The 22,697-nt window shown below is 50.5% G+C and carries 23 protein-coding genes and 1 pseudogene; 13 read left to right on the forward strand and 11 right to left on the reverse strand.

What is annotated here, in order from left to right:
- The first annotated feature begins 376 nt into the window (after positions 1 to 376).
- Positions 377 to 649: a hypothetical protein gene (locus ACO0K9_RS22075; protein ID WP_422988444.1), complete on the forward strand. Its 273-nt coding sequence runs from the start codon at positions 377 to 379 to the stop codon at positions 647 to 649.
- A 110-nt stretch (positions 650 to 759) separates the two neighbouring features.
- Here ACO0K9_RS22075 and ACO0K9_RS22080 read toward each other — a convergent pair whose 3' ends face one another.
- Positions 760 to 1,308: a hypothetical protein gene (locus ACO0K9_RS22080; RefSeq protein ID WP_422988446.1), complete on the reverse strand. Its 549-nt coding sequence runs from the start codon at positions 1,306 to 1,308 to the stop codon at positions 760 to 762.
- A 163-nt stretch (positions 1,309 to 1,471) separates the two neighbouring features.
- Here ACO0K9_RS22080 and ACO0K9_RS22085 point away from each other — a divergent pair, with 163 nt between their 5' ends.
- From ACO0K9_RS22085 to ACO0K9_RS22095, 3 genes are all read left to right on the forward strand, one after another.
- Positions 1,472 to 2,074, forward strand: a complete 603-nt coding sequence (locus tag ACO0K9_RS22085; protein WP_422988448.1) for a glutathione S-transferase family protein — start codon at positions 1,472 to 1,474, stop codon at positions 2,072 to 2,074.
- Positions 2,075 to 2,185: 111 nt separating this feature from the next.
- A complete protein-coding gene (locus ACO0K9_RS22090; protein WP_422988450.1) occupies positions 2,186 to 3,079 on the forward strand; it encodes an ADP-ribosylglycohydrolase family protein in 894 nt (297 codons plus the stop codon).
- A gap of 22 nt (positions 3,080 to 3,101) precedes the next feature.
- On the forward strand, positions 3,102 to 3,743 hold the full coding sequence (locus ACO0K9_RS22095; RefSeq protein WP_422988452.1) for an alanyl-tRNA editing protein: 642 nt from the start codon (positions 3,102 to 3,104) through the stop codon (positions 3,741 to 3,743).
- An 84-nt stretch (positions 3,744 to 3,827) separates the two neighbouring features.
- Here the strand turns inward: ACO0K9_RS22095 and ACO0K9_RS22100 are convergent, their stop codons facing one another.
- Positions 3,828 to 4,319: a hypothetical protein gene (locus ACO0K9_RS22100; protein ID WP_422988454.1), complete on the reverse strand. Its 492-nt coding sequence runs from the start codon at positions 4,317 to 4,319 to the stop codon at positions 3,828 to 3,830.
- Positions 4,320 to 4,609: 290 nt separating this feature from the next.
- Between ACO0K9_RS22100 and ACO0K9_RS22105 the strand changes: the two genes are divergently transcribed.
- Positions 4,610 to 6,061 carry a hypothetical protein gene (locus tag ACO0K9_RS22105; RefSeq protein ID WP_422988456.1) on the forward strand — a complete coding sequence of 484 codons (1,452 nt, stop codon included), beginning with the start codon at positions 4,610 to 4,612 and terminating at the stop codon, positions 6,059 to 6,061.
- 106 nt (positions 6,062 to 6,167) lie between these two features.
- On the opposite strand, the gene ACO0K9_RS22110 is transcribed toward ACO0K9_RS22105, so the two are convergent.
- The 8 genes and pseudogenes from ACO0K9_RS22110 to ACO0K9_RS22145 form a co-directional block, all read right to left on the reverse strand.
- The gene (locus ACO0K9_RS22110; RefSeq protein ID WP_422988458.1) at positions 6,168 to 6,599 is read right to left on the reverse strand and encodes a YidB family protein; all 432 of its coding nucleotides are present in this window, start codon (positions 6,597 to 6,599) and stop codon (positions 6,168 to 6,170) included.
- A gap of 128 nt (positions 6,600 to 6,727) precedes the next feature.
- Positions 6,728 to 7,453, reverse strand: coding sequence for a 16S rRNA (uracil(1498)-N(3))-methyltransferase (locus ACO0K9_RS22115; protein WP_422988460.1), 726 nt, complete (start codon positions 7,451 to 7,453; stop codon positions 6,728 to 6,730).
- A 173-nt stretch (positions 7,454 to 7,626) separates the two neighbouring features.
- Positions 7,627 to 8,034, reverse strand: a complete 408-nt coding sequence (locus ACO0K9_RS22120) for a DUF350 domain-containing protein (protein WP_422988462.1) — start codon at positions 8,032 to 8,034, stop codon at positions 7,627 to 7,629.
- Positions 8,035 to 8,042: 8 nt separating this feature from the next.
- Positions 8,043 to 9,176 (reverse strand): glutathionylspermidine synthase family protein, encoded by a 1,134-nt coding sequence (locus ACO0K9_RS22125; protein WP_422988464.1) that lies wholly within the window; start codon positions 9,174 to 9,176, stop codon positions 8,043 to 8,045.
- Positions 9,176 to 9,679 (reverse strand): hypothetical protein, encoded by a 504-nt coding sequence (locus ACO0K9_RS22130; protein ID WP_422988466.1) that lies wholly within the window; start codon positions 9,677 to 9,679, stop codon positions 9,176 to 9,178. Before ACO0K9_RS22130 ends, ACO0K9_RS22125 begins: the two co-directional genes overlap by 1 nt.
- Positions 9,680 to 9,692: 13 nt before the next feature.
- Positions 9,693 to 10,934 (reverse strand): polyamine aminopropyltransferase, encoded by a 1,242-nt coding sequence (gene speE, locus ACO0K9_RS22135; protein WP_422988468.1) that lies wholly within the window; start codon positions 10,932 to 10,934, stop codon positions 9,693 to 9,695.
- 9 nt (positions 10,935 to 10,943) lie between these two features.
- Entirely contained in the window at positions 10,944 to 13,964 is a 3,021-nt protein-coding gene (locus tag ACO0K9_RS22140) for a DEAD/DEAH box helicase (protein WP_422988560.1), read from the reverse strand.
- Positions 13,965 to 14,021: 57 nt separating this feature from the next.
- A pseudogene (locus tag ACO0K9_RS22145) lies at positions 14,022 to 14,297 on the reverse strand (SWIM zinc finger family protein); the annotation flags it as partial.
- Positions 14,298 to 14,501: 204 nt separating this feature from the next.
- On the opposite strand from ACO0K9_RS22145, the gene tkt reads away from it, so the two are divergent.
- The 8 genes from tkt (at position 14,502) to ACO0K9_RS22185 (ending at position 21,678) form a co-directional block, all read left to right on the forward strand.
- A complete protein-coding gene (tkt, locus tag ACO0K9_RS22150; RefSeq protein ID WP_422988470.1) occupies positions 14,502 to 16,505 on the forward strand; it encodes a transketolase in 2,004 nt (667 codons plus the stop codon).
- 5 nt (positions 16,506 to 16,510) lie between these two features.
- A complete protein-coding gene (locus tag ACO0K9_RS22155; RefSeq protein WP_422988472.1) occupies positions 16,511 to 17,119 on the forward strand; it encodes a GNAT family N-acetyltransferase in 609 nt (202 codons plus the stop codon).
- A gap of 206 nt (positions 17,120 to 17,325) precedes the next feature.
- A complete protein-coding gene (gene gap / locus ACO0K9_RS22160; protein WP_422988474.1) occupies positions 17,326 to 18,339 on the forward strand; it encodes a type I glyceraldehyde-3-phosphate dehydrogenase in 1,014 nt (337 codons plus the stop codon).
- A gap of 108 nt (positions 18,340 to 18,447) precedes the next feature.
- The gene (gene lepB / locus ACO0K9_RS22165) at positions 18,448 to 19,128 is read left to right on the forward strand and encodes a signal peptidase I (protein WP_422988476.1); all 681 of its coding nucleotides are present in this window, start codon (positions 18,448 to 18,450) and stop codon (positions 19,126 to 19,128) included.
- Positions 19,129 to 19,417: 289 nt separating this feature from the next.
- Positions 19,418 to 19,882, forward strand: coding sequence for a BON domain-containing protein (locus ACO0K9_RS22170; RefSeq protein WP_422988478.1), 465 nt, complete (start codon positions 19,418 to 19,420; stop codon positions 19,880 to 19,882).
- Positions 19,883 to 20,064: 182 nt separating this feature from the next.
- Entirely contained in the window at positions 20,065 to 20,526 is a 462-nt protein-coding gene (locus ACO0K9_RS22175) for a cache domain-containing protein (protein WP_422988480.1), read from the forward strand.
- 244 nt (positions 20,527 to 20,770) lie between these two features.
- A complete protein-coding gene (locus ACO0K9_RS22180) occupies positions 20,771 to 21,058 on the forward strand; it encodes a hypothetical protein (protein ID WP_422988482.1) in 288 nt (95 codons plus the stop codon).
- 20 nt (positions 21,059 to 21,078) lie between these two features.
- Positions 21,079 to 21,678, forward strand: coding sequence for a hypothetical protein (locus ACO0K9_RS22185; protein WP_422988484.1), 600 nt, complete (start codon positions 21,079 to 21,081; stop codon positions 21,676 to 21,678).
- Positions 21,679 to 21,766: 88 nt separating this feature from the next.
- Here ACO0K9_RS22185 and ACO0K9_RS22190 read toward each other — a convergent pair whose 3' ends face one another.
- Complete coding sequence (locus ACO0K9_RS22190) at positions 21,767 to 22,546, reverse strand: IclR family transcriptional regulator (protein WP_422988486.1); 780 nt, start codon at positions 22,544 to 22,546, stop codon at positions 21,767 to 21,769.
- Positions 22,547 to 22,697: the final 151 nt, after the last annotated feature.

Here is a 22,697-nt window from a genome sequence, read left to right on the forward strand (position 1 = left end):
TTTTTTTTGTGAGGAGTGGGTCACATTGCTGGCATCACCCAGAACAGAAGCAAACTAAAATGCCAACAGACACAAAAATTAGCGTAGTTTGCGTCCTGTACTGTCCGTTTTTTTAAACAAATCAGAGCCCTGCCTGCACTTAGCTTGCCCACAACCAACAGACTGCCAGCATAATATTTGCTGGTTGCGGTTGCGTTCATCTCCGCTATTTCATCCCGGGAGACAGCTCGTTGAAGCAAACTAGAGTGTTGATTGCATGCGCAGGTATCGCAGGTTTGACCGCACCGCATGAGCTGGCCAAGCGTGGCTATATGGTGACAGTGGTAGAGGCGTTGGCTGTGCCGGATGGCAAGCGCGCAGTATTCCGTTGGAAGGGGTGGCAAAGGCCGACCTGCAGTATTTGCCAGGCAAGCATGGTTTTCGCTACTTCCCTGGGTTTACCGACATTTCCCTGACACCGTGGGACATGCCCTGTGTGCTGGCGGATGGCATGCAGAGCTACATTTCACATGAGGGATTCGTCGCGAAAGATGGGGAACAGGTAGCACTTGAAGAATTTTCATCCGAGGAAGAATTGCGTGCTTGGGCCACTCATCCCGATTACGTGGAAGCAAAAAAAAGACGCGATACTTTTTCACCGAATACTTAATTCAGGTCAACACGCCCTGGTTCGGGCACTAATATTGAAAGGGCCCGCCAGTGTCAACTGGCGGGCCTTTTCTTTGATGTTATCGGTTATCGCATAAACTATCGTGCAGATCAGGAAACGACCAGCGTAAAGTATCCGCTTTCCAGCGAGGTGGTGTCGACAACGGCGGTAATGGTCGCCTGAGGGTTGTTAGTTTGTACGGCCTCAGTGGTGACACCGTTAATGACGGCGTAGATGCTGTAGGTATCATTGATATTGAGCGTAGTCGCTACAAAATTATCGGTGACAACTACATTCTGTTCGACGTGATCATTCGTGCGCAGGGAGAAAATCACAGGTCCTATGCACGTCTTCTGCAATTGCAATTGATTCGGGTGGCTATACCCCACGTTGACTAATTCAAAATCGTAGGTACCTTGCTGAGGGACTTGTTTGACCTGTGCCAGAAAACCCGCTGCTCCAACGAAGCTCTGGGTGGCGGTTGTATAAGTATTGCCTTCTATTGTGGTCGTGGCAAAGAGGCTGGCGGGCGGCAGATCGGTCGACAGTTCTGCCAGGGCATCTGGCGACACCGGTATATGCTCTACCACCACCAAATCACCTTTCAACACCGTAAAATAGGCTTGGTAACTGGTTTTGTTCGTCAAGTTCATGGACATTGCACTCTCCTGTAGGTGGTTTGCCTTGCACACATGAAGGCGGATGCGGGATTGTTTATTTTACATTAACATGACGATATTACACAACGCAGCTTTGTCGGTGAATGGAATGGCTGGTTGCTAAGCTGCTGACCTGCCGACATGGCGATCAAGGAAGAATTTTATGCACATCAGGTTTTATCACGCCCCAGACGCCAATTGCTGTGAGCGACTGTTATGGATACTCGATTACAAGCAAGTACCGTATGAACGCATAGACGTGGGGCTGACACAGGTGGGTGAACATGTCACCCAGCACAGCCCTTTTGCCCGCGTGCCACTGATGGAAGTTGATGGTGTACCCTTGAGTGAATCCATGGCCATGGCCGAATTCATTGAAGAGACGGTTCCCCATCCGCCTTTGCAATATACCGCAGCCTTTGCCCGCGCCCAGGTCCGTGAGATTTGCGAAGCAGTCAATTCGTCCATTCATCCGCAGCAAAACGGCAGCACTGTGCGGTATTTTCATCCGGAATGGAGCAGGGAACAAATGAAGCCGACACGCGCCAACTGGCTCTACATCAATCTGCAAAAACTGCAAAGCCGCCTGTGGCGCAGCAGTCAGTTTGCTGTCGGCACAGAATTCACCCAGGCAGATATTTTCCTCGGCATCATTTATCGCAAGGCGGTGGATCTGGGCGTGCCCGTCACTGATCTGCCGCTGTATGAAAAACACTGGCAGTTTTTGATGTCGCATGAGGCGATACGTCTGAGTTGCCCCATATAGTCACGAACCGAAAGTGTAAGTGACGCAGGTATAAAAAATCAAAGAACATTTACTTTTCTGAGAATGGTAAATGCACTTACATTCTGATATTGAAATAATAGAACTGACATAATGAATTCACTAGAACGTGCATTGATATCACTGGATGGTTTATCTATGGGTGACGCTTTCGGCCAGTGCTTTTTTCAAGAAGAAAACAAGCTATTGCTTGATGAAGGAAAGCAGTTGCCGAAGGCTCCCTGGTATTTTACTGATGATACAGAAATGACGCTGTCCGTCATCGCGAACTTGCGCCATCATGGTGAAATTTATCAGGACACACTGGCCAAAAGTTTTGCGCAGCATTATAGCTATGACCGGGCCTATGGTCCGTCCATGCATAGAGTTTTGGCGCGCATCAATGCCGGTGAGGCCTGGCAGGATGTGGTTGCCAGCGCTTTTGAAGGACAAGGTTCGTACGGGAATGGTGCTGCCATGCGTGTTGCCCCGCTGGGCGCCTATTTTGCTGATGATCTGGATTTGCTAGTGGAACAGGCAAGTTTGTCGGCTGAAGTGACGCACGCTCATCCCGAAGGAATAGCAGGAGCCGTTGCAGTTGCACTGGCAGCTGCCGAGGCTTGTCTTTACAGGGATATAGGAATACGACCCAAACATGCAGAATTTTTGGCAGGAATTATCGACTTGTTACCTCAAAGTGAAGTGCGTTCCAAATTGGTTCGTGCACAGTCCATGATCACAGTAGGGAACATGGATTTCCCTGTCTCTGTTTTGGGTAATGGTAATAATATGTCGGCGCAAGATACCGTGCCTTTGGCCTTATGGTGCTGCGGACAAGCATTGGAAGATTTCGAGAAAGCGATGTGGCTAACGGTCAGCTCAGGTGGCGACCGCGATACCTTATGCGCAATAGTTGGTGGTGTTGTCGCATCGTTTGTTGGTAGCGAAGGCATTCCTGATAACTGGAGAGCGCGGCGCGAAGCTTTACCTGACTGGTATCTTGAATAAGGGGTATGTAAGGAGATGTGAATTGACACAGAAAATCTTTTGGAACGACCCCTATCAAACCAGCCTGCTGACACAAGTCAGCAAAGTTGACGGCAATGATGTCCGTCTGGTATCAACGATCCTTTTTGCATTCTCTGGAGGGCAGGAAAGCGATCAGGGTACGATAGCCGGGCATGCGGTAGTTGCCGCCCGCAAGGAAGGACTGGATCTGGTGTATACGCTGGGCGATGGTCATGGCTTGTTGCCAGGGCAGGATGTGGAAGTATGCATAGACTGGGACCGGCGTTATCGCCTGATGCGCCTGCATTTTGCGGCCGAGCTAGTGTTGGAATTGTTTTACAAGTCATTGCCCGGTGTCGGTAAAGCCGGTGCCCATATAGCCCAGGATAAGGCGCGTATAGATTTTGTCTGGCCTGAAAGCATTGCTCCCTTGCTGCCTGCGTATACGCAAGAAGCGCAAGCCATCATTGATGCCAATCTCGATATTCAGTGCGCCTTTGACGATGAAGCGACGCAACGACGTTATTGGGAAATCGCCGGATTTTCCCGCGTGCCATGTGGCGGTACCCATGTCAAAAAGACTGGGGAACTGGGGCAGATCAGATTGAAGCGCAATAATATTGGGCGGGGTAAGGAGAGGGTGGAAATTTATCTTGCGCCATAAAAAAACGACGAAAATTGTTCATTATCATGACAGCTGATTGAGTATGAAAAAATGCCGGGATACCCGCGTCTACCCGGCTACGCCCTACCGTACGCGTAAGGTATCAACAAATCGACAAAGGGGCTGGTCATCCCACTGGTAGCCAATGAGATCACCAGGCACATCGCAGATTTTAACGATTCCTTTAGAATAACCCTCACCTGATCTGGCAAGGAAATAGTTTAATTTTACACCCTTGGATGAAACCCCATTTAGAAAAATTGCGCGATCATGCTGTCCCCCAAAGCCACCGCTTGCAAACAACACATCTCCAACAAGGAAAAAACGATGTGGACGTATAATTACTGCGATTTGGTTGCGAGTTTCCTTAATCGTCAAGTTGTTATTTGGTTGTGAATTTTTCCATAATTCTTTAAGCATGCTGTCATTAAGTCGACGACAATTTCTGCAATCGCGTTCGTAGTAACTTAGCCAATCGTACCATTCTATAGTCTTCGGCGGCACTCGCTTTTTGACATATAAAACAGTTTTTCGCCATTGTTCTTCTGGCGTTAAGTAGGTCTTTGCACGAGCCATTTTTCAGTGATTTAGGGAGCCAACTTTCAAGTTATCCATTTTACAGATATAAAAATGTGATGGTGAATATTAATAAATGCAAACTCGCTGTCATATATTATTAAAACAACGATATGCCTATTTTCAATAGCTTAAGTTCAAGAGGGTATTTTGGCTAAAATTTATCAATATAAGGCAAGGCCAGACTTGTTGCCAGCGTACTGGGAATTTGAGCGCGAGTATTTCTATAACGATTTTGTCATAGAATTGGCAAGGGGGCATCAAAACTGGCGCAAACTGATAGAGAGCGTATGTTTGCTGTTTGGTTTGCCTCGCATGATCAGGACGTTTGGGGACGATATACTGGTTTTGATATCAGTACTTTGCCATGGAATGTCGCAAATATCGAAGAGGATAAGTCGTTCCTGCTTGCGGTAATAAGCGCGGTATTGGAGAGTTTGGGGGCAACTATTTACGGTGCTTTGAAAATTGCTCTCTCTAGATTGCGTGTCCTCATTCAGTCGTTTGTAGCTGAGCATGCCAATGTGGATCAAGAAATAATATGGGCATACAACGATGATCACCCTCCAAAGGAATTTAAAAAATGTCCAAACGACCAAGTTTATTTGCATGAAAATGGATGTGTTGTTTGTGGTGGCAAGCGAAAGAACCCACAACGTGAACCAGATCCCAGGTATTTGTCTACAGAAAAAAATCTTGGTGATGTAAAGCGTGTCAAAAGTGGGTTTGTAGCAGGAACCCTGGTGCATACCGAGAATGGGGTGGTGCCAATTGAAAAAATTCAGGTCGGCGATATGGTGTTGTCAACTTACCGTGCAAATGATCCACTTCAATATAAGCCTGTATTGAATGTTGCAGTACACAGAGATAGTGAAGTTTGGTTACTTGAGCACCATAACCGAGGCCTTCCATTTAGTAATTTGGTATTAACAGGAAATCAGGAATTTTCAAGTTTTCATAAGTGGCATACCGTAGATCAATTGGCAGGTAAATACATTGATGGTGTATATGTTAAACGGAATTCTTCATGGCAAACTGTACACCGTGCTCGCAGAATTTTAAAAACGAATAGCTTATCTATAGGTTGGACCCATGCAGATAGTTGCAGGTATGGTACGACGGTAGATTTGCGAGATTCCCAGGTCAAAGTTAGCAAAACGTATGAAGAAGATAGCGTCGATATTTCTGCCTATGAGATAAATGAATATCTTAGTCACCAGGTTTACAACATCGATCTTGGAGAATCATGGTATTTTTTTGTTGGTGAACCAGGTGTTCTGACTAAAACACTGCGACTTTCAGATCGAGTGATACAAGATTGGACGCTAGCAGCTGAGGGCGGCAATCTGAGAGCTCAATATTATCTAGGGTGGGAATATTCATATTCATCGTTGCAAAATCATGAACGTGCGATGTATTGGCATCGCAAAGCGGCTGAATTTACCCTGGCGTCGCCCATTGATTCAGATGATATGTATGAAAATGGAATAGCTTCACAACTTCATCTTGCGAACATGTATGAGCAAGGGTTTGGTGTGCCCAAAGACTATAAATTAGCGGTTTTTTGGTATGCTGCGGCTGCAGCAAGAGGAAGCCCTGTTGCAAAATATTTTTTAGGGCTGATGCACAAAGACGGACTAGGTATCGACCAAGATGTAGAGCAGGCTCGCAGTCTGATAAAAGAATCTGCAGAACTAGGTTTTCAAAATGCAATATCGGAAGTGCAGAAGATGAACTGGTAATGTAGTTGGCGCATGGCTAAGATTTATTTTAAAAAAAACAGCGACTGCAAAAATGCCAGTCGCTGTTTTTCTTTGAGTGCTGGAAGCGCGCGATGGCTCGCTGTGATTATTTCCCGAACAGCGACGAAAACTGTTGCAGCACATCCGTCGGGTTGATGCTGCCAGCGTCTGGTACCTGGCCATGCGGTGTCAGGTGATCGATGATGCCGGGCAAAAAATCGGCCAGATGACTTGCTGCGCCTTCGTGGGAAATGCCTGCGGCATCGGCCAGTTGTTGCAATTGTCCGCCGCCCAGGGCCTGCTGTATTTGAGCAGCAGAAATCGGCAGGTTCTGCCCTGTGCCCACCCAGGATTGTACGATGTCCGCCAGGCCAGCCTGATGGAAGGTATTGATCAGTGACTGCAAGCCACCGCCAGACTGATTATTGCTCAGCATGCCGATTGCTGCCTGGATCAGCATGGATTTGGAGTCGGTACTACCGTTATTACCCTGGTTCATACCACCCAGCATGCCTAATGCGTTATCAAGAAGTCCCATGATTATCCTTTCAGATGAAGTTGATGTGTACGACTATGCATAACGGCGAGTGTATGTTGTCTGGCGTACAGTAATTGTGAACTTTATATGAAATTTGACATTATTTTACTGCAATTGCAATGTCTGAATTACATTCCGCCCCAGGCGGCATTCAATATGGCGATGGCGGCCAGGCCTGCTGTTTCGGTACGCAAGATGCGTGGCCCCATGGACAGGGCCAGCACACCATGTTTGATGGCGAGGTTTTCTTCTTCATCGGTATAACCACCTTCTGGTCCCACCATCAGACTGACAGCCTGTGCCGGGTGATGGCGCGACCAGTCGGCCAGTGACTGGTCAGCGCGTGGTGTCAGCAGTATCCTTTGGTGCATGTCTTGCTGGCCTAGCCACTGGGCGTAGTTCATTACCGGTGCCAGATGGGCGAGGCGATTGCGGCCACATTGTTCGGCAGCCGCAACGATGATCGCTTGCCAGTGCGCCTGTTTTTTCTCGGCGCGTTCTGCTGACAGTTTGACGACGCAGCGCTGCGCCGCCAAAGGCTGTATGGCGCTGACGCCCAGCTCCATGGCTTTTTCTATGATCCAGTCCATTTTTGATGCTTCCGGCAGGGCCTGTACCAGGTTCAGTGAATACGGCAGCTCGCATTCTTCCGGCAAAAACACTTTGACATCGGCGGTCACATTCTTCTTGCCAACTTCAGTCAGGGTGGCGACATAGCAGCCACCTTCACCATTGAAAATATGGATGTTGTCACCGACATTCTGACGCAGCACAAACACATGATGCGCAACTTCATCCGGCAGGGTGATGCTGGCACCTATGTTCAAGGGCAGCGGACAATAAAAACGTGGCATTGCTTTCTCGATTAATTTAAAACTTATTCTAAGAACCTGTTTACGATCTGTAGCGAGCGAGCGTCAGCGGGGTGAAGAGCCGCGCAGAAAGCGGAATGTACTATAAGTACATGAGCATTTTGAGCAGCGCATGAGCCCCGATCACGCCCGCGCAGTAAGATCGTAAACAGGTTCTAATATGTCATGCAGGCGGCGTTCAGCATCCCCAAACCCAGGCTTAATGCACCCAGGAAAACGCCTGAGGCAATTTTATTATCCGGTATGTCAGACACGATACCCGGTATCAGCAGGCGGGCGATGCCAAATGCCAGCAACTGTATTACCAGTGCCACCACACCCCAGAAACACATGTCCACCAGGCTGACGCTGTTGGCAATGGCCGATGCCAGTGCGGTGCAATACCCCAGCACGGCACCCGACAGACTGGCTGCCGCTGCCACATTGCCAGCGCGTATCAGCGCAATTTCGCGATACGGGGTAATGCGGATATAGATCACCACAAATACCGCCAGCAAGACAAAGGCTGCGGCGATATGGCTGAAGAAGGCGATCAGCCCGTGTGCCACTAATTGTTCACTCATGGGGCATCCTATTCTACAAAATAATGGGGAATGAAACGACTGGTGTTCTTGGTGATCAGGGTTTCATCTTCGCGTATGCCTATGCCGGCGGGTTCATCACCGACTATCCAGGCACCTATCGAGGTGTATGCCGGTGTGATGCCGTCGTCAAACCTGGGCTGGGGGGCATAGGCCTGGTAGACATAACCCTCGGCACCATAATCGCCACCAGTATGCAACACTTCACCATTGGCATAGATGGATATGTTTTCGCCCTCGCGTGAATACAGCGGTTTTTTTACGTGGTTGCCACTGATGCGCCAGGCATCAAAAGATGCCGGCAGCAGGTTGGGGTGGTTGGGAAACAGTTCCCACAATATCGGCAGTATGGCCTTGTTGGACAATACCATCTTCCATGCCGGTTCTATGATGCGCATGGGGCGCTTCAGCAAATGGTTGGCGAAGTCTTCACGGCACAGCCATTCCCAGGGGTAGAGCTTGAACAGGTTGTCTATCTGGCTGTCGGCATCGTCGACGAACACGCCTTCTTCTTCATCCCAGCCCAGGCTTTCTATGGCGCATTGTTTGGTGGCAAAGCCAGCCTGTATCGCGGTGTCGCGCAAGTAAGAAAGATTGCCTTCGTCTTCTTCATTACCCCCTGCGCAGGCGAAATGCAGCATGCCCTTGTTGGGGAATTTTTTCCATTGTTCTATCAGTTTTTCATGCAGGGAGTTGAACTGGTCGGCATCTGGATGCACATCTTGCAGCCAGTACCACTGGGCGACGCTGGATTCCACCAGGCCGGTCGGGGTATCGGCATTGTATTCCAGCATCTTGGGCGCGCCGTTGCCGTCCCAACTGAGGTCAAAGCGGCCATATAGCGAAAATTCTTTGGCGCGCCAGCTGTCTTCCACTTGCGACCAGAATGCACTGGGGATGGCAAATTTTTCCTGCATGCCATTTTTGATGACGTGGTCTACCGCTTGCAAGGACATCTGGTGCAAATCCAGGCTGGCCTGTTCCAGTATATCGATCTGCTCTGCGGTAAAGCAGTAGGCATAACGTTCATCCCAATACAGGCCGTCGATGGAGTGATAGCTAAATCCCAGGGATTCAAATTGCTGCTGCCAGCCGGCGCGCGGTGTGAGTGAGTTGCGTATCATTAACCGCCCCCGGAAGAGCCGTGGGACGTGCCACCAAAGCCGCCGCGACTGACGCTGCCACGACTAGTGCTGGTGCTGCGGCTGACGGCATGGTCGCTGCTGCCACCCTGAAAGCCAAAGCTTCTTTGCACGGTTTCGCGGTTACCCGGGCTGTAATGCGGGCCAAAGTAATGCATGGTGTAGCCGTTGTAATGCCCGCCGGTGCCAGCGTAAGACGAGCCGGTATAGCCATTGCCCGTGTTGGTACCTGTGGTGTCGGTATTGTTTAGATTTGCATTTGTATTCAGGTTGCTGGTGGCGACCGATTCGCAGGCGGGGCCATCACCCCAATCCTTGCGGCAATCTTCCAGGCTCTTGTACTGGTCGCGTATGGCGGTCAGTTCCTGGTTGCTGTCGCTGTCACTGCTGCTACAGGCAGTCAGTGCAGCACTGGTCACTAGCATTAGCGGCAGGCTGCGGCTTGCCCTGCGTTTGCCATGTTGTCTGTCTTTTCCGGCACTCACGGTTTCTCCTGGTTCAGGTGGCCGGCATCAGGTCTTTCACATAATTGGGTAGGGCAAATAATGCCTGATGCACATCAGCATTGTAATACTTTAGCAATGGCAAGCCACGGTGTTTGATGCGCTGATTTACCGTTGACGCAAGAATCGCCTGCGGATTGAGTTCTTTGCTGGCAATGGCCATACCCCACAGGGCACCATACAGGGGAATAAACACCGTGTAAGGATGGATCTGGGCAAAGGCTGTATGCAGTTTTGCCAGTGTGTCGCTGAATCGTTCAGGATGATAAAACGGGCTGCCCAGATGCAGAACCAGCATGCCTTGCGCCGTCAGCCGCTGGGCGCAGGCCTGGAAAAAGGCTGGCGTCATGCAGGTAGCCGCCAGCGAATTGCCGGTGGGGCTGACGGGGTCGGTCAGGTCCAACAAAATCAGGTCGTAGCAATCAGCGGATGAGCGTATATAGGCAAAGCCATCTTGATAACGGTGTTGTATTTTTGAATCATCCAGCGCGCCGCGATGTATCTTGCCCAGGTGCTGGCGTGCCATGGCGACCACGTCGGCATCAATTTCACACAGGGTAATGCTGGTGATGCTGGGGTGCTTGAGCAATTCTTCGCATGAACCGCCGTCACCACCGCCTATGATCAGGGCGGTGCGTGGCTCGGGGTGGGCTATGGCGGCAGGGTGTACCAGGCATTCATGATAAAAAAATTCATCTTTTTCCGAGGTCATCATGGCACCGTCTATGCGCATGACTTTGCCAAAATCACTGGTCTCGGCAATCTCTATGTCTTGCATGGCGCTGGTGTGCCGCGCCACTACCTGATTGATACGGGTGGCGGCAAAGCTGTTGTTGCTCAGGGCTTCCCATGCCAGGCCCGTGCCAGGCTCGCCGCGTTGCAACTCTTGCCGTGATACCGTGCGCGGCTTGAATAGGGCAATCAGGGCATCGACGATCTGCCTGGCCTTGCTGCCATTGTCATGGTTGAAGTTACAGACATACACATCCAGCGTGATGGCATTGCGTTCTGGCCAGGTATGGATGGCGACATGCGATTCTGCCAGCAGCAAGGCACCGGTGACACCAGCCGGGCTGCCGTCTTCATGCGTGAAGGGGTGGAATTTTTCACCGACTATGGTCAGGCCGGCGGCGATGGTGATACTGCTCAGGCATAGACGCAGGCTTTCCGGGCTGACGAAATATTCTGGCGCTGCTTCACAGTCAAAGCAGTCCGCGGTCAGGTGTAAGCCTTCCATAAATCCTTCTTAATTCAAGGGTTCAAAAATGCCCTGCAAATCTTCTGCCGTCAGTTGTACACTGCCGACCTCGCCCTGATCCAGTATGGCGCGTGCCAGTTCAGATTTTTTGAGTTGCATTTCCTGGATTTTTTCTTCCAGCGTACCCTTGGCGATCAGGCGGTAGACAAACACAGGCTTGTCTTGCCCAATACGCCAGGCGCGGTCGGTAGCCTGGTTTTCTGCGGCCGGGTTCCACCACGGGTCATAGTGGATGACGGTGTCTGCCGCTGTCAGGTTCAGGCCCACGCCACCGGCTTTCAGGCTGATCAGGAACAAGGGGATATCCCCCTCCTGGAAGCGGCGCACCACTTCACCACGGTGTTCAGTGTCGCCGGTCAACATAACGTAGGTCAATTTTTTTTCTTGCAGGGCTTCGGCTATCAATTCCAGCATGCTGGTGAACTGTGAAAATACCAGTATCTTGCGGCCTTCAGAAAGCAATTCTTTCACCATCTCTATCAGTTCTGTGAGTTTGGCAGAAACGGGGGTTTTACCCTTGCCCGTGTTAACACCGGTGATTTTTACCAGACGCGGGTCACAACAAACCTGACGCAACTTCAGTAATGCGTCCAGAATAATAATCTGACTGCGCGCCACCCCTTTTTTTGCGATCTCGTCACGCACTTTTTTATCCATGGCCACACGCACGGTTTCGTACAGGTCGCGCTGTGCGCCGCTGAGTTCTATGTGCCGCACGATCTCGGTTTTGGCAGGCAATTCCGTGGCAACCTTGTCCTTGGTACGGCGCAGCAAGAACGGTTTGATGCGGCGTGTCAGCAAGGCATGGCGTTGGCTGTCACCGAGCTTTTCTATGGGATTGCGAAAATCCCTGGTAAAGGCTTTGGCGTCTCCCAATAATCCAGGCATCAGAAAATTGAATTGGGACCATAATTCACCCAGGTGATTTTGCAAGGGCGTGCCAGTCAGGCACAAGCGATGATTGGCCCGCAGCAGGCTGGCAGTCTGGCTGGCCTTGGCCTGGGCATTCTTGATATACTGGGCTTCGTCGAGTATCAGTAAATGATAGCGATGTGTACGCAAGATTTCTTCATCGCGCGGCAGCAGGGCATAGGTGGTCAATACCAGATCCACGTTAGGGATTTGTTCAAACAACTTGCTGCGGTCTTTGCCTTGCAAGACCAGCACCCGCAAATCAGGCGCAAAGCGTTGCGCTTCGCTGGCCCAGTTATCCATCAGACTGGTCGGGGCAACCACCAGCGCAGGCTGGCTCAAGCGGCCAGCTTCTTTTTCTATCAGGATATGCGCCAGGGTTTGTATGGTCTTGCCCAGCCCCATATCATCAGCAAGTATGCCGGCCAGTTGGTATTCACGCAAAAACTGCATCCATGCCAGACCTTCTTTTTGGTATTCGCGCAAGGTGGCACGCAGGCCGGCTGGGGGAGTGATGCTATGGATGCCACCAAATTCGGCAAGACGCTGTCCAAAGGCTTGCTGGCGTTCACCGCCTATCCAGCGCAACTGCGTGGTGGCGGATAATTCTGCCAGGCGGGCCGCATCCAGCATGGGCAAGCGTATTGCGCCACCCTGATATTCATTGAAATACAGCTCGCCAAGGACCAGCAAGATAGGTTTGATGCGCGCATACGGCAGGGCCACACGGCTGTTGTCAGGCAGGCTCAATAATACCTGTTCATCGTCGGCACGCTGGTTCAGTTGTTGCACACTAAAATCTTGCGGGGCCTGGCGTATCAGGCCAACCAGCAAGGGTAGCAGCGAAATTTTTGTCTGGTTGACGACGATGCCCAGCTCCAGGTCAAACCAGGTGGATTGCTGGTTTTCTTCTGCCACTTCGGCATACCAGTCTTCTACCTCTTCCAGGTCATAGCGGTAATTACCCAACAGGCGCACATCCCAGCCTTGCGCATCAAGTAGCGGTAATTGCTGGGTGGTAAATTTCAACCAGGCGTTTTGGTCCCCAAGTACAAACACGTCACCGGCGTTACGCCCACTGATATCCAATACCGAAAACCCCTGGTCCAGCAAGGTTTGCAAGGCAGCCTGTTCGGCCTGCTTGTCCCTGGTGATGCTCTCCACATGGTCACCGTTGCGGCGCATGATACTGTCACCTTGCAGGTCAAAGGGAACGAAGGTGTTATCGTAGGAATACTGGAGCAGGGCAAAGTCTATGGTTTCTGACGCACTGCGTTCCTGGCAGCCCATCACCAGCGAGGGGCGCATTTGGATGTCGTCGCGCTGGATTCTTTGTAATTCAGCAGGCAGGGGGATGGTGTTTTGCAGGCCCAATTCAAGTAATTTATGCGCCATTGCAATGCGGGTTTTCTGGCGCGTGCTGGCAATTGCCGGTGCTTCTTCGGCCAATTTGATCAGTGCTGGCAAATCCAGATTGCCGCTTGTTGCCGTGTGCAGTTTGCCACAGCTCCGGGGCGTCACTATCCACGGCGGGTCGGTAGGCAGCAGGTAATATGCCTCTGGCAAATCGTCGTCTTGCTTTGATAGTTGCCAGCGCAGGCGCAAATGGCCTTGCTCTTCCTGCCATGCCAGATGGGCATGTTGCTGCTCACGAAATTCCATTTTCTTGATCGAACTTTGCTTGTTCTCGGTACTTAACCAGTACAGCTTGCCTGCCTTGGCTATGCGTTCCAGCAAGACCGCGCCCATTTTTTCTCTTGGATTGTAGTAAGAGTAATAATAGGAATTCATGGTGCTCATATTGAACAGGGCCAGTAATTCGTAGTCATCACCTTTGATGAAGTGACTGGTTCGCATTACGTCGCGCACAGCCTGGGACAACTTGCTGTATTTAAGTTCCCCTTTGGCGTTGAGTTTTGCCTTGCCAGGTATGAGGCGGACTTCCTTGCTATTTGCCAGGGTTGACAGGGTAAATATCAAAAAGCCGTCATCCGGCTTTTCTGGTTTGCCGGAACCCGCATAGTCATTGAAATGTCTGACATGTTGCGCAAATTCCAGTTCATGCAGCCATTTTTGTTCCGTAAAGCTAAGAGGCACCTCGATGGCCGGTTTGCCAGGAGGAGCGGTTTTTTGCTGATGGTCTAAAATACTTATTAAAACTGCAACAATATGCTTGCAATTGTATTCGACCGGGCAGCTGCAGCTGCCGATGACTTCTTCCAGTACCCCATTGTTATCAAAGATAAGCTCAATTTCCTGGGTGTAAATATTCCGCCCGCTCCCTTGAACTTCTGATTCTATAAAATCATTCTCAAAACTCCAGCCTTTCACTTTTTTATCTGTTGCATAACTAATTCCACGTATAAAAGTCTCGCGGGGAAATTGTTCAATTAAATCTTCTTGCGTGAAGCGGTGATTTTTTGATGGCATGTGTACGTTTTACTGGTAAAGCAAAGTGTTTGATGACAGAAAATAGCCCTGTTTGGCGATTGTTTGCGTCTGTTTGTACTTCCAAAGAGTCGCAATTGTAGTATGGACCTCATGCTCTGGTAAAATATCGGGTTTTCGTGGGGAACGTTTACTGTCCCCCAAACGCTACACTGACCAGTTTTCTAAAGACTACCTTCTGACACCATGATTTCATCTCTTCAGCCAGCAACACTCACCAAGATGGCCAATGCAATTCGTGCCTTGTCCATGGATGCCGTACAAAAAGCCAATTCCGGTCACCCGGGCGCGCCTATGGGCATGGCCGATATCGCTGTTGCTTTATGGAAAGGTCATTATCGCCATAATCCGACCAATCCAAAATGGATTAATCGTGATCGCTTTGTGTTGTCGAATGGCCACGGTTCGATGTTGCATTACTCGCTGCTGCATCTGACAGGCTATGACCTGCCTATGGAAGAGATCAAGAATTTCCGTCAATTGCATTCCAAAACTGCCGGTCACCCTGAAGTGCACGTGACACCAGGCGTGGAAACCACCACTGGCCCGCTGGGGCAGGGTATTACCAATGCCGTCGGCATGGCACTGGCTGAAAAATTGCTGGCCGCCGAGTTCAATCAGGACGGCCTGAAAGTGGTTGACCATTACACCTACGCCTTCATGGGTGACGGCTGCCTGATGGAAGGTATTTCGCATGAAGCCTGCTCGCTGGCTGGCACGCTGCAACTGAATAAACTGATCGCTTTCTGGGATGACAATGGTATCTCCATCGACGGTCACGTCGAAGGCTGGTTCACTGACAATACGCCAAAACGCTTTGAAGCCTATGGCTGGAATGTCATCCCGGCGATTGATGGCCACAATGCCGAAGCCGTGTTCAATGCCATCACTGCCGCCAAAAAATCTGACAAGCCCACCCTGATCTGCTGCAAGACCGTGATCGGCAAAGGTTCGCCGAACATGGAAGGCACGCACAATGTGCACGGTGCTGCGCTGGGCGACAAAGAAATTGCTGCAGTACGCGCCAATATCGGTTGGGAATATCCTCCGTTTGAAGTGCCGGCCGATGTCTATGCTGCCTGGGATGCAAAAGCGGATGGCGCCAAAGCCGAAGCTGAATGGAATGCACAATTTGCAGCCTACACGGCCCAGTTCCCGCAAAAAGCGGCTGAACTGACACGCCGCATGAATGGCGACTTGCCAGCCAACTTCGATGCAGTGGTGGCGAATGCGATTGCCTCTTGCGTAGAGAAAAAAGAAAACATTGCTACCCGCAAGGCCAGCCAGAATGCGATCCAGGCATTTGCGCCATCGCTGCCAGAATTCCTTGGTGGTTCTGCTGACTTGACCGGTTCTAACCTGACTAACTGGAAAGAATGCGTCGCCGTCCGTGGCAACCAGGCTGGTAACCATATCAATTATGGCGTGCGTGAATTCGGCATGAGCGCGATGATGAACGGTATCGCCCTGCATGGCGGTTATATCCCGTTTGGCGCGACTTTCCTGACTTTCTCTGATTACAGCCGCAATGCCATCCGCATGGCTGCGCTGATGAAAATCCGTACCCTGTTTGTGTTCACGCATGACTCTATCGGTCTGGGTGAAGATGGCCCGACGCATCAATCTGTCGAGCACGTGTCCAGCATGCGCCTGATCCCTAATCTGGATAACTGGCGTCCATGCGATACCGTGGAATCAGCAGCGGCCTGGGCCCATGCAGTAAAACGCAATGATGGTCCGTCTACCCTGATTTTCTCGCGCCAGAACCTGCCGTATCAAGAGCGCAGCACCCAGCAGATCGCAGATATCCAGCGCGGCGGCTATGTCCTGCAAGACGTGGCTGATGCAAAAGCAGTATTGATCGCGACCGGTTCTGAAATTGAACTGGCCGTTAAATCTGCAGCAGAACTGGCACAGCAGGGTATCCCGGTACGCGTGGTATCCATACCTTGTACGGACGTATTTGATCGTCAGGATGCAGCGTATAAAGCAGCGGTATTGGGCAAGGGTTTGCCGCGTATTGCCATCGAAGCCGGTGTGACCGACTTCTGGTACAAGTATGTAGGTCTGGAAGGCGCCGTGGTTGGTATCGACACCTTTGGTGAATCGGCACCGGCCAGCGTCCTGTTCAAGTATTTTGGCTTTACCGTGGACAACGTGGTTGCCAAGGTGAAAGCAACGCTGGCTTAAATAAGATGACTGATTTAGTTGACGGCACTGTGAGCAGCATCAAAGAGGTTAGCCTGCGTCGTGCTACTGTAGATGACGCAGAGGCGATTGCTGCCGTGCGGGTAGAAAGCTGGAAGGCGACTTATCGCGGCATGATACCCGACAGCTTTCTGGATGCCATGCGCGTGGAAGACAGTATGTTGAAATGGCGTCAGATTTTGCAGGCCATGTCTGAAGCTGCCGACCGTATCTGTGTGTATGTCGCCGAAAGCGAAGGCCAAATGATCGGCTTTGCATCCGGTATGATGCTGCCAGAACCCAAGCTGGGCATGCAGTCTGAACTGACCGCGATTTATCTGCGGCCCGCCTGGCAGCATGCCGGCATAGGGCGTCGCATGGTACAGAAAGTAGCACGTACCCTGCAGGCGCAAGGTGCGGAAAGTTTGCTGGTGTGGGCCATATCCGGCAACGCCATCGCCCGCAATTTCTACGAGGAACTGGGCGGCGTCCTGTTGACCGAACAGGCATTCAGTTGGGATGGCATGGATTTGATGGAAGCAGGCTACGGCTGGCGCGATTTGTCGGTACTGATGGCATCGGTAAATGCCATGCGTACACCTTTGTCTTTGCATTAGACGTATTTTGAAGACCAAAAAGCTCACCACAGAGGCACGGAGACACAGAGGAAAAACAAGAGAAAAACTGATGAATGATGAATTGTATAAGCTAAATAGCTTTTGTAGTTCTTCTGCCTTTCTCTGTGTCTTCGTGCCTCTGTGTTGAGAGGTCTTAGGTTTTTTAATTTGTATTTATTGTTGTTTAGTCCTTTGGAGATAAAACCATGACGATTCGCGTCGCAATCAACGGCTATGGCCGTATCGGCCGCAACATCCTTCGCGCTCACTATGAAGGTGGCAAGTTCAAGAACGAGATCCAGATCGTTGCGATCAATGACCTCGGCAATGCAGAATCCAATGCGCACCTGACCCGTTATGACACCGCCCACGGCAAGTTCCCAGGCACAGTCACGGTCGAAGGCGACACCATGATCGTCAATGGTGACAAAATCAAGGTATTTGCAGAACGCAATCCAGCCAATATCCCTTGGGGTGAATTGAATGTTGACGTCGTGCTGGAATGCACAGGCTTCTTCACGACAAAAGAAAAAGCCTCTGCCCACTTGGCTGGCGGCGCGAAAAAAGTCATCATCTCTGCACCAGGTGGCAAGGATGTGGATGCCACCATCGTCTACGGCGTCAACCATGGCGTACTGAAAGCCACTGATACAGTGATTTCCAATGCATCCTGCACCACCAACTGCCTCGCACCGCTGGCCAAGCCTTTGAATGATGCGATCGGTATCGTCAACGGTCTGATGACGACTATCCATGCCTACACCAATGACCAGGTGCTGACCGACGTGATGCATGAAGACTTGCGTCGTGCCCGTTCTGCCACCATGAGCATGATCCCGACCAAAACTGGTGCTGCTGCTGCCGTTGGCCTGGTATTGCCAGAACTGAATGGCAAACTGGATGGTTACGCCATGCGCGTACCAACCATCAATGTATCTGTGGTTGACCTGACTTTTGTTGCCGCACGTGACACCACAGTGGCAGAAATCAACCAGGTCTTGAAAACAGCATCCGAAGGTGCCCTGAAAGGTATCCTGGATTACAACACTGCACCGCTGGTGTCGGTTGACTTCAACCACAATCCTGCCTCCAGTACCTATGATGAAACACTGACAAAAGTATCTGGCCGCCTGGTCAAGGTATCGAGCTGGTACGACAATGAATGGGGTTTCTCCAACCGTATGCTGGACACAACAGTTGCACTGATGAATGCGAAATAACCTGCATTTGAAATAGTCTTTTGCATCACCGCTAAAAATACCCCGAACTTTCGGGGTATTTTTTTGTCTATCTCAGGCAAGTTTGATTTTTATGTATAGGAGATAACCGTGCAGCTTAAAAAATTAATTGCCGACAATAAAGGTTTCATCGTGCTCATGCTGGGCATGGTCTTTGTGCGTAGTGCCCTGGCTGATTACTACACCGTCCCGTCCAGTTCCATGTATCCGACCCTGCTGGAAGGGGATCGCGTCATCTGTGACCGTCTGGCTTATGACGTCAAGTTGCCGTTTACGGATGTCATCCTCAAGCATATGGCTGACCCGCAACGCGGTGATGTAGTGACTTTCTCTTCGCCTGAAGATGGAGTACGCCTGGTCAAACGCCTGATTGCCGTACCTGGCGACGTGGTCGAGATGCGTGATGAAAAACTGTATATCAATGGCAAAGCTGCCAGCTATGAGCCTTTGCAGCCACGCAGTGACGACCACCTGACGCCAAAGCGTGAATACAGTGGCCAGCAACTGGTGTACCGCGAACGCCTTGGCAGCCTGCAGCACGACATGATCATCATGCCAGACCGTGAAGCCCTGCGCAGCTTTCAACCCGTCACAGTGCCGGAAGGCGAATACATGATGCTGGGTGACAACCGCGACAATAGCCGCGATTCCCGTTACATCGGCCTGGTCAAGCGTGAACTGATTACCGGGCAAGTCAAACGCCTGATGTATTCGCTGAACGGCGACCAGTATTATTCACCACGATTTGACCGCTTTGGCGCGAAAATCTGAATGTAATTTCTTGCTTCAATGCATTCCTCAAAGCCAGTGCTAACGTACTGGCTTTTTTACGCCTGACAAAGACGGTATACATTGCTTAAGAACCTGTTTACGATCTGTAGCGAGCGAGCGAGCGTCAGCGGGGTAAGGGTAACAAAAACGCAACGCAAAAAGCGGAATGTACTTCAGGTACATGAGCATTTTGAGCAGCGCATGAGCCCCGATCACGCTCGCGCAGTAAGATCGTGAGCAGGTTCTAAGATGGTAATCTCGCTGACATTGCTATTCAGGAAATTCAGGTATGTTTTCATTGGAAGGTCGATGGCTGCTTGCTTTTGCAACATTCATTTCACTGCCAATCTGTGCTCTTGGTGATGAAGCCAGAACCAATTATTTCAATGACCCTTTTCTCAAGGTGACCCAGGCCATCAGCGCATGCCCGGTTCCGGACGGCCCCATGCTGACAGAGGCACAGGCCAGGGCAGAAGCACATGGTCGTATCGAGCGTGGCACCAGTTGCTACCAGTCAGGACAATGCCGCCTGCCGAATTCCTATCTGTACGACCAGGAAATCATTCCCAGAGTGAAGCGTGCCATAGAGGCGGATGGCCGTTTTGCTGAAACCAGCATCTGGGTCGAAGGCCAGCGCCGCTTTGTCTGGCTCAAGGGCTGTGTCCGTACCGCCGGGCAAGCCAGTGAACTGGAAAAACTGGTACGTGGCCTGGATGATGTGCAAGGGGTCATGAATCAACTGACGGTCAAATAAAAATCTCGCTATGCATGTGGCTTTGCATGTGACGTTGCATGGGCTACCCCGCCACAAATGCTGCGTTGCACAGTGGTTAATGCTGGACTAAGCGCAGCTCACCATGAAATATTGGTTTCTGAAGACAAGAACAACCATGTGCTGGAGTTGTTGATCCAGACCAAACACTAAGGAGATATGTCATGAAATGGATAAGCAAGCTGATTTCTATCGCAGTGATGGGTTTTGTTATGTCGGCACCAGCATCAGCGCGGGAAGACCGCGGGTCCACTGCGCAGGCGCAGGCCATGGTGAAAAAGGGCATTGCCTACATCAAGAAAAACGGCCGTGAAAAAGCCTTTGCAGATTTTAACGATGCAGCCAACAAGGATTTTCATGATCGCGATTTATACCTGTTTGTTTATGACATGAACGGGGTGAATTTGTCGCACGGTGCCAATCCCAAAATGATAGGCAAGAATCTGCTGGACTTGAAGGTGGAAGGCAAGTCCATCATCCGGGACATGATCACGGCACTCAAAACAAAAAACGATGGCTGGATAGATTATCAATGGCCAAACCCGGTCACCAAGGCCTTGGAAACCAAGTCCAGTTATTTTGAAAAAGTAGATGATTATTTTGTCGGTTGCGGTGCTTATAAATAAGGCAAAGTGTCAAAAAAAACCGGTACAGAGGGTATGTACCGGTTTTTTTATGCCAGTTCTTGCGATTCGGCTTACCTTCAATATAAGATGTTTTTTTATGAAAGGTGCGTCATATGATGGTTTATATGTTTGACAGATTTGAAACGCGAGAAATCAATGGTTATAGGCGCTTGTTTGCCATCGATGATGAAGGAAAATGTGAATATGCTCTCGACAGAGATAGTGGTGAGGGGGAGCACCATTTTTGCATTTGATTGCAATTACCGCTGACGGTACTTCTGGCGAAGAGCCTGGTGTTGCATTTAGTATTGTCGGCACGAATGCCTATGCAAAAATACGCAGAACTTTCGCAAATGCTCAGGAAGTGAACGAATATTGTTCCCGCTCTTTGAAAATGGGCTCTGACATTTTAGAAGAAAATCGAAAAAGAAAGAAAAGCATGAATACCGCAACGAGCATTAATGCCGTGCTAGGATTTGTGGCAATTATGGTAGTGTTCGTTATCTTCAGAGCTCTCGGCTTTCATCGATAAGGATATGCTCAGGAGATACTATGTACACGTATACTTGCAGCAGTTGTCGGGAAAAATTTTTCCTCCCATTTACGGATGCTTGCTACTATTTAGGTCCTAAACCGGTTGGGAAGCAAGTGGCGGATGACGATGTACTGAAGGTTCTGGTTCGCCATGCATGGTGCAGGGATTGTTCCAGTCTGTGCATTGCAGAGGATATCCTCGCACTGCGTGAATTTGAAAATGCATACGGTAGTGCGCGAGCAGGTCGCTCGATTGAATATCCAGTTCAATCTGAGTACATGGATGAAGCTGAAGTAGTAGGTGAAGCCAAGCGTTATTTGCGCTGGAGGATGTTGCGTGGACATGTGCCCCGGGCACTTTGTTGTGGTGGGTCAAACTTCCAATTCATGGACGAACCACAAATGCAAATAAAACACGCCGAATGCGATTTTGGTTTTGTTTCTGGATCCATGCGTATTGGTAGTTCGTGCGGTTCCTCACCTGGGGTTTCCACACCTGCCAATATCCGACTGTATGACATTGACGGTGAATTGATCGGTCGGCTGACATGGTGGAAACAGGATGTTGGAAAATGGGACATTGAACCCCTGAGCTACCTGCCTATAGATGATGACTAAGTGAGCTAGAAGTAACGCGAGGCAGATGTCAATCAATGCCAGCCCCGGGGTGCATCTGCTAATGCTTGCAGGGTTTGATCGTCAGCATTTACGCCGGGCCGGTATATCCCAGGGTTAATGAAATCTGCTTGGCGGTATCGATCAGGTTACTCAGCCATTCTTCCTGCAGGCGATCAGCAGGGGCGGAAATGGACAGCCCGGCGATCATCTTGCCGCTGTCATCATGGATGCCGGCGGCCATGCAGCGCACACCCAGTTCCAGTTCTTCATTATCCCTGGCGTAGCCGGTTTCACGGACGGCGGCCAGTTCTTTTTCCAGCTTGTTCAGATCGGTAATCGAATTTTTATTGTGACCCGCCAGGCCGGTGCGCGTGGCATAGGCACGGATGGCCTTGGGTTCATCCAGTGACAGGAATAGCTTGCCGGTGGATGTCAGGTGCAGTGGTGCACGCCCACCAATGGCACGCACCACCTGCATGCCGGAACGTTCGGAAAATGCCCGGTCTATGTAGACGATTTCATCCCCCTGACGTACCGACAGGTTGATGGTCTGGTTGGTCTGGCGGTGCAGGGCACGCATGAATTCCAGCGCGGCTTCGCGCACGTTCAGGCGGCTCTTGACGATATTGCCCAATTCCAGCAAGCGCATGCCCAGGCGGTAATAGCCCGTATCAGCACGGTCAACAAAGCGGGTAATGACCATGTCATTGAGGATGCGGTGCGCAGTCGAAGGATGCAAGCCTGTTACTATCGCCAACTCCTTCAGACTGACCGGGTCCTGGTAGCGCGACAGGGCATCCAGCAGGGATACCATGCGCTCTATGACCTGAATCGAGGTTTTATCTGAGCTGGTAGAATCGTTTTTCATATTATGGTTGGTGCGCTGCAATATATACCTTATACCATAATGTGAAATGAACGTCACTGCTTCGTCGGCAAAATGCCAACGTGTCTAGAGATTCGCTGACAATAATTTAATTTGCGTCAAGTAAATCTTCTTCTTCGCCGCACATAGTCCT

Origin of the sequence: Undibacterium sp. Ji50W, from assembly GCF_049340445.1 — a bacterium.
In the GTDB taxonomy this organism is placed as follows: domain Bacteria; phylum Pseudomonadota; class Gammaproteobacteria; order Burkholderiales; family Burkholderiaceae_D; genus Undibacterium.

Excerpts from the sequence above, each read along its gene's own strand:
- ACO0K9_RS22080 (WP_422988446.1), bottom strand. The coding sequence starts at position 1,308 with ATGTCCATGAACTTGACGAACAAAACCAGTTACCAAGCCTATTTTACG.
- ACO0K9_RS22085 (WP_422988448.1), top strand. The coding sequence starts at position 1,472 with ATGCACATCAGGTTTTATCACGCCCCAGACGCCAATTGCTGTGAGCGA.
- ACO0K9_RS22090 (WP_422988450.1), top strand. The coding sequence starts at position 2,186 with ATGAATTCACTAGAACGTGCATTGATATCACTGGATGGTTTATCTATG.
- ACO0K9_RS22100 (WP_422988454.1), bottom strand. The coding sequence starts at position 4,319 with ATGGCTCGTGCAAAGACCTACTTAACGCCAGAAGAACAATGGCGAAAA.
- ACO0K9_RS22105 (WP_422988456.1), top strand. The coding sequence starts at position 4,610 with ATGTTTGCTGTTTGGTTTGCCTCGCATGATCAGGACGTTTGGGGACGA.
- ACO0K9_RS22110 (WP_422988458.1), bottom strand. The coding sequence starts at position 6,599 with ATGGGACTTCTTGATAACGCATTAGGCATGCTGGGTGGTATGAACCAG.
- ACO0K9_RS22115 (WP_422988460.1), bottom strand. The coding sequence starts at position 7,453 with ATGCCACGTTTTTATTGTCCGCTGCCCTTGAACATAGGTGCCAGCATC.
- ACO0K9_RS22120 (WP_422988462.1), bottom strand. The coding sequence starts at position 8,034 with ATGAGTGAACAATTAGTGGCACACGGGCTGATCGCCTTCTTCAGCCAT.
- ACO0K9_RS22125 (WP_422988464.1), bottom strand. The coding sequence starts at position 9,176 with ATGATACGCAACTCACTCACACCGCGCGCCGGCTGGCAGCAGCAATTT.
- speE (WP_422988468.1), bottom strand. The coding sequence starts at position 10,934 with ATGGAAGGCTTACACCTGACCGCGGACTGCTTTGACTGTGAAGCAGCG.
- tkt (WP_422988470.1), top strand. The coding sequence starts at position 14,502 with ATGATTTCATCTCTTCAGCCAGCAACACTCACCAAGATGGCCAATGCA.
- ACO0K9_RS22155 (WP_422988472.1), top strand. The coding sequence starts at position 16,511 with ATGACTGATTTAGTTGACGGCACTGTGAGCAGCATCAAAGAGGTTAGC.
- gap (WP_422988474.1), top strand. The coding sequence starts at position 17,326 with ATGACGATTCGCGTCGCAATCAACGGCTATGGCCGTATCGGCCGCAAC.
- ACO0K9_RS22170 (WP_422988478.1), top strand. The coding sequence starts at position 19,418 with ATGTTTTCATTGGAAGGTCGATGGCTGCTTGCTTTTGCAACATTCATT.
- ACO0K9_RS22175 (WP_422988480.1), top strand. The coding sequence starts at position 20,065 with ATGAAATGGATAAGCAAGCTGATTTCTATCGCAGTGATGGGTTTTGTT.
- ACO0K9_RS22185 (WP_422988484.1), top strand. The coding sequence starts at position 21,079 with ATGTACACGTATACTTGCAGCAGTTGTCGGGAAAAATTTTTCCTCCCA.
- ACO0K9_RS22190 (WP_422988486.1), bottom strand. The coding sequence starts at position 22,546 with ATGAAAAACGATTCTACCAGCTCAGATAAAACCTCGATTCAGGTCATA.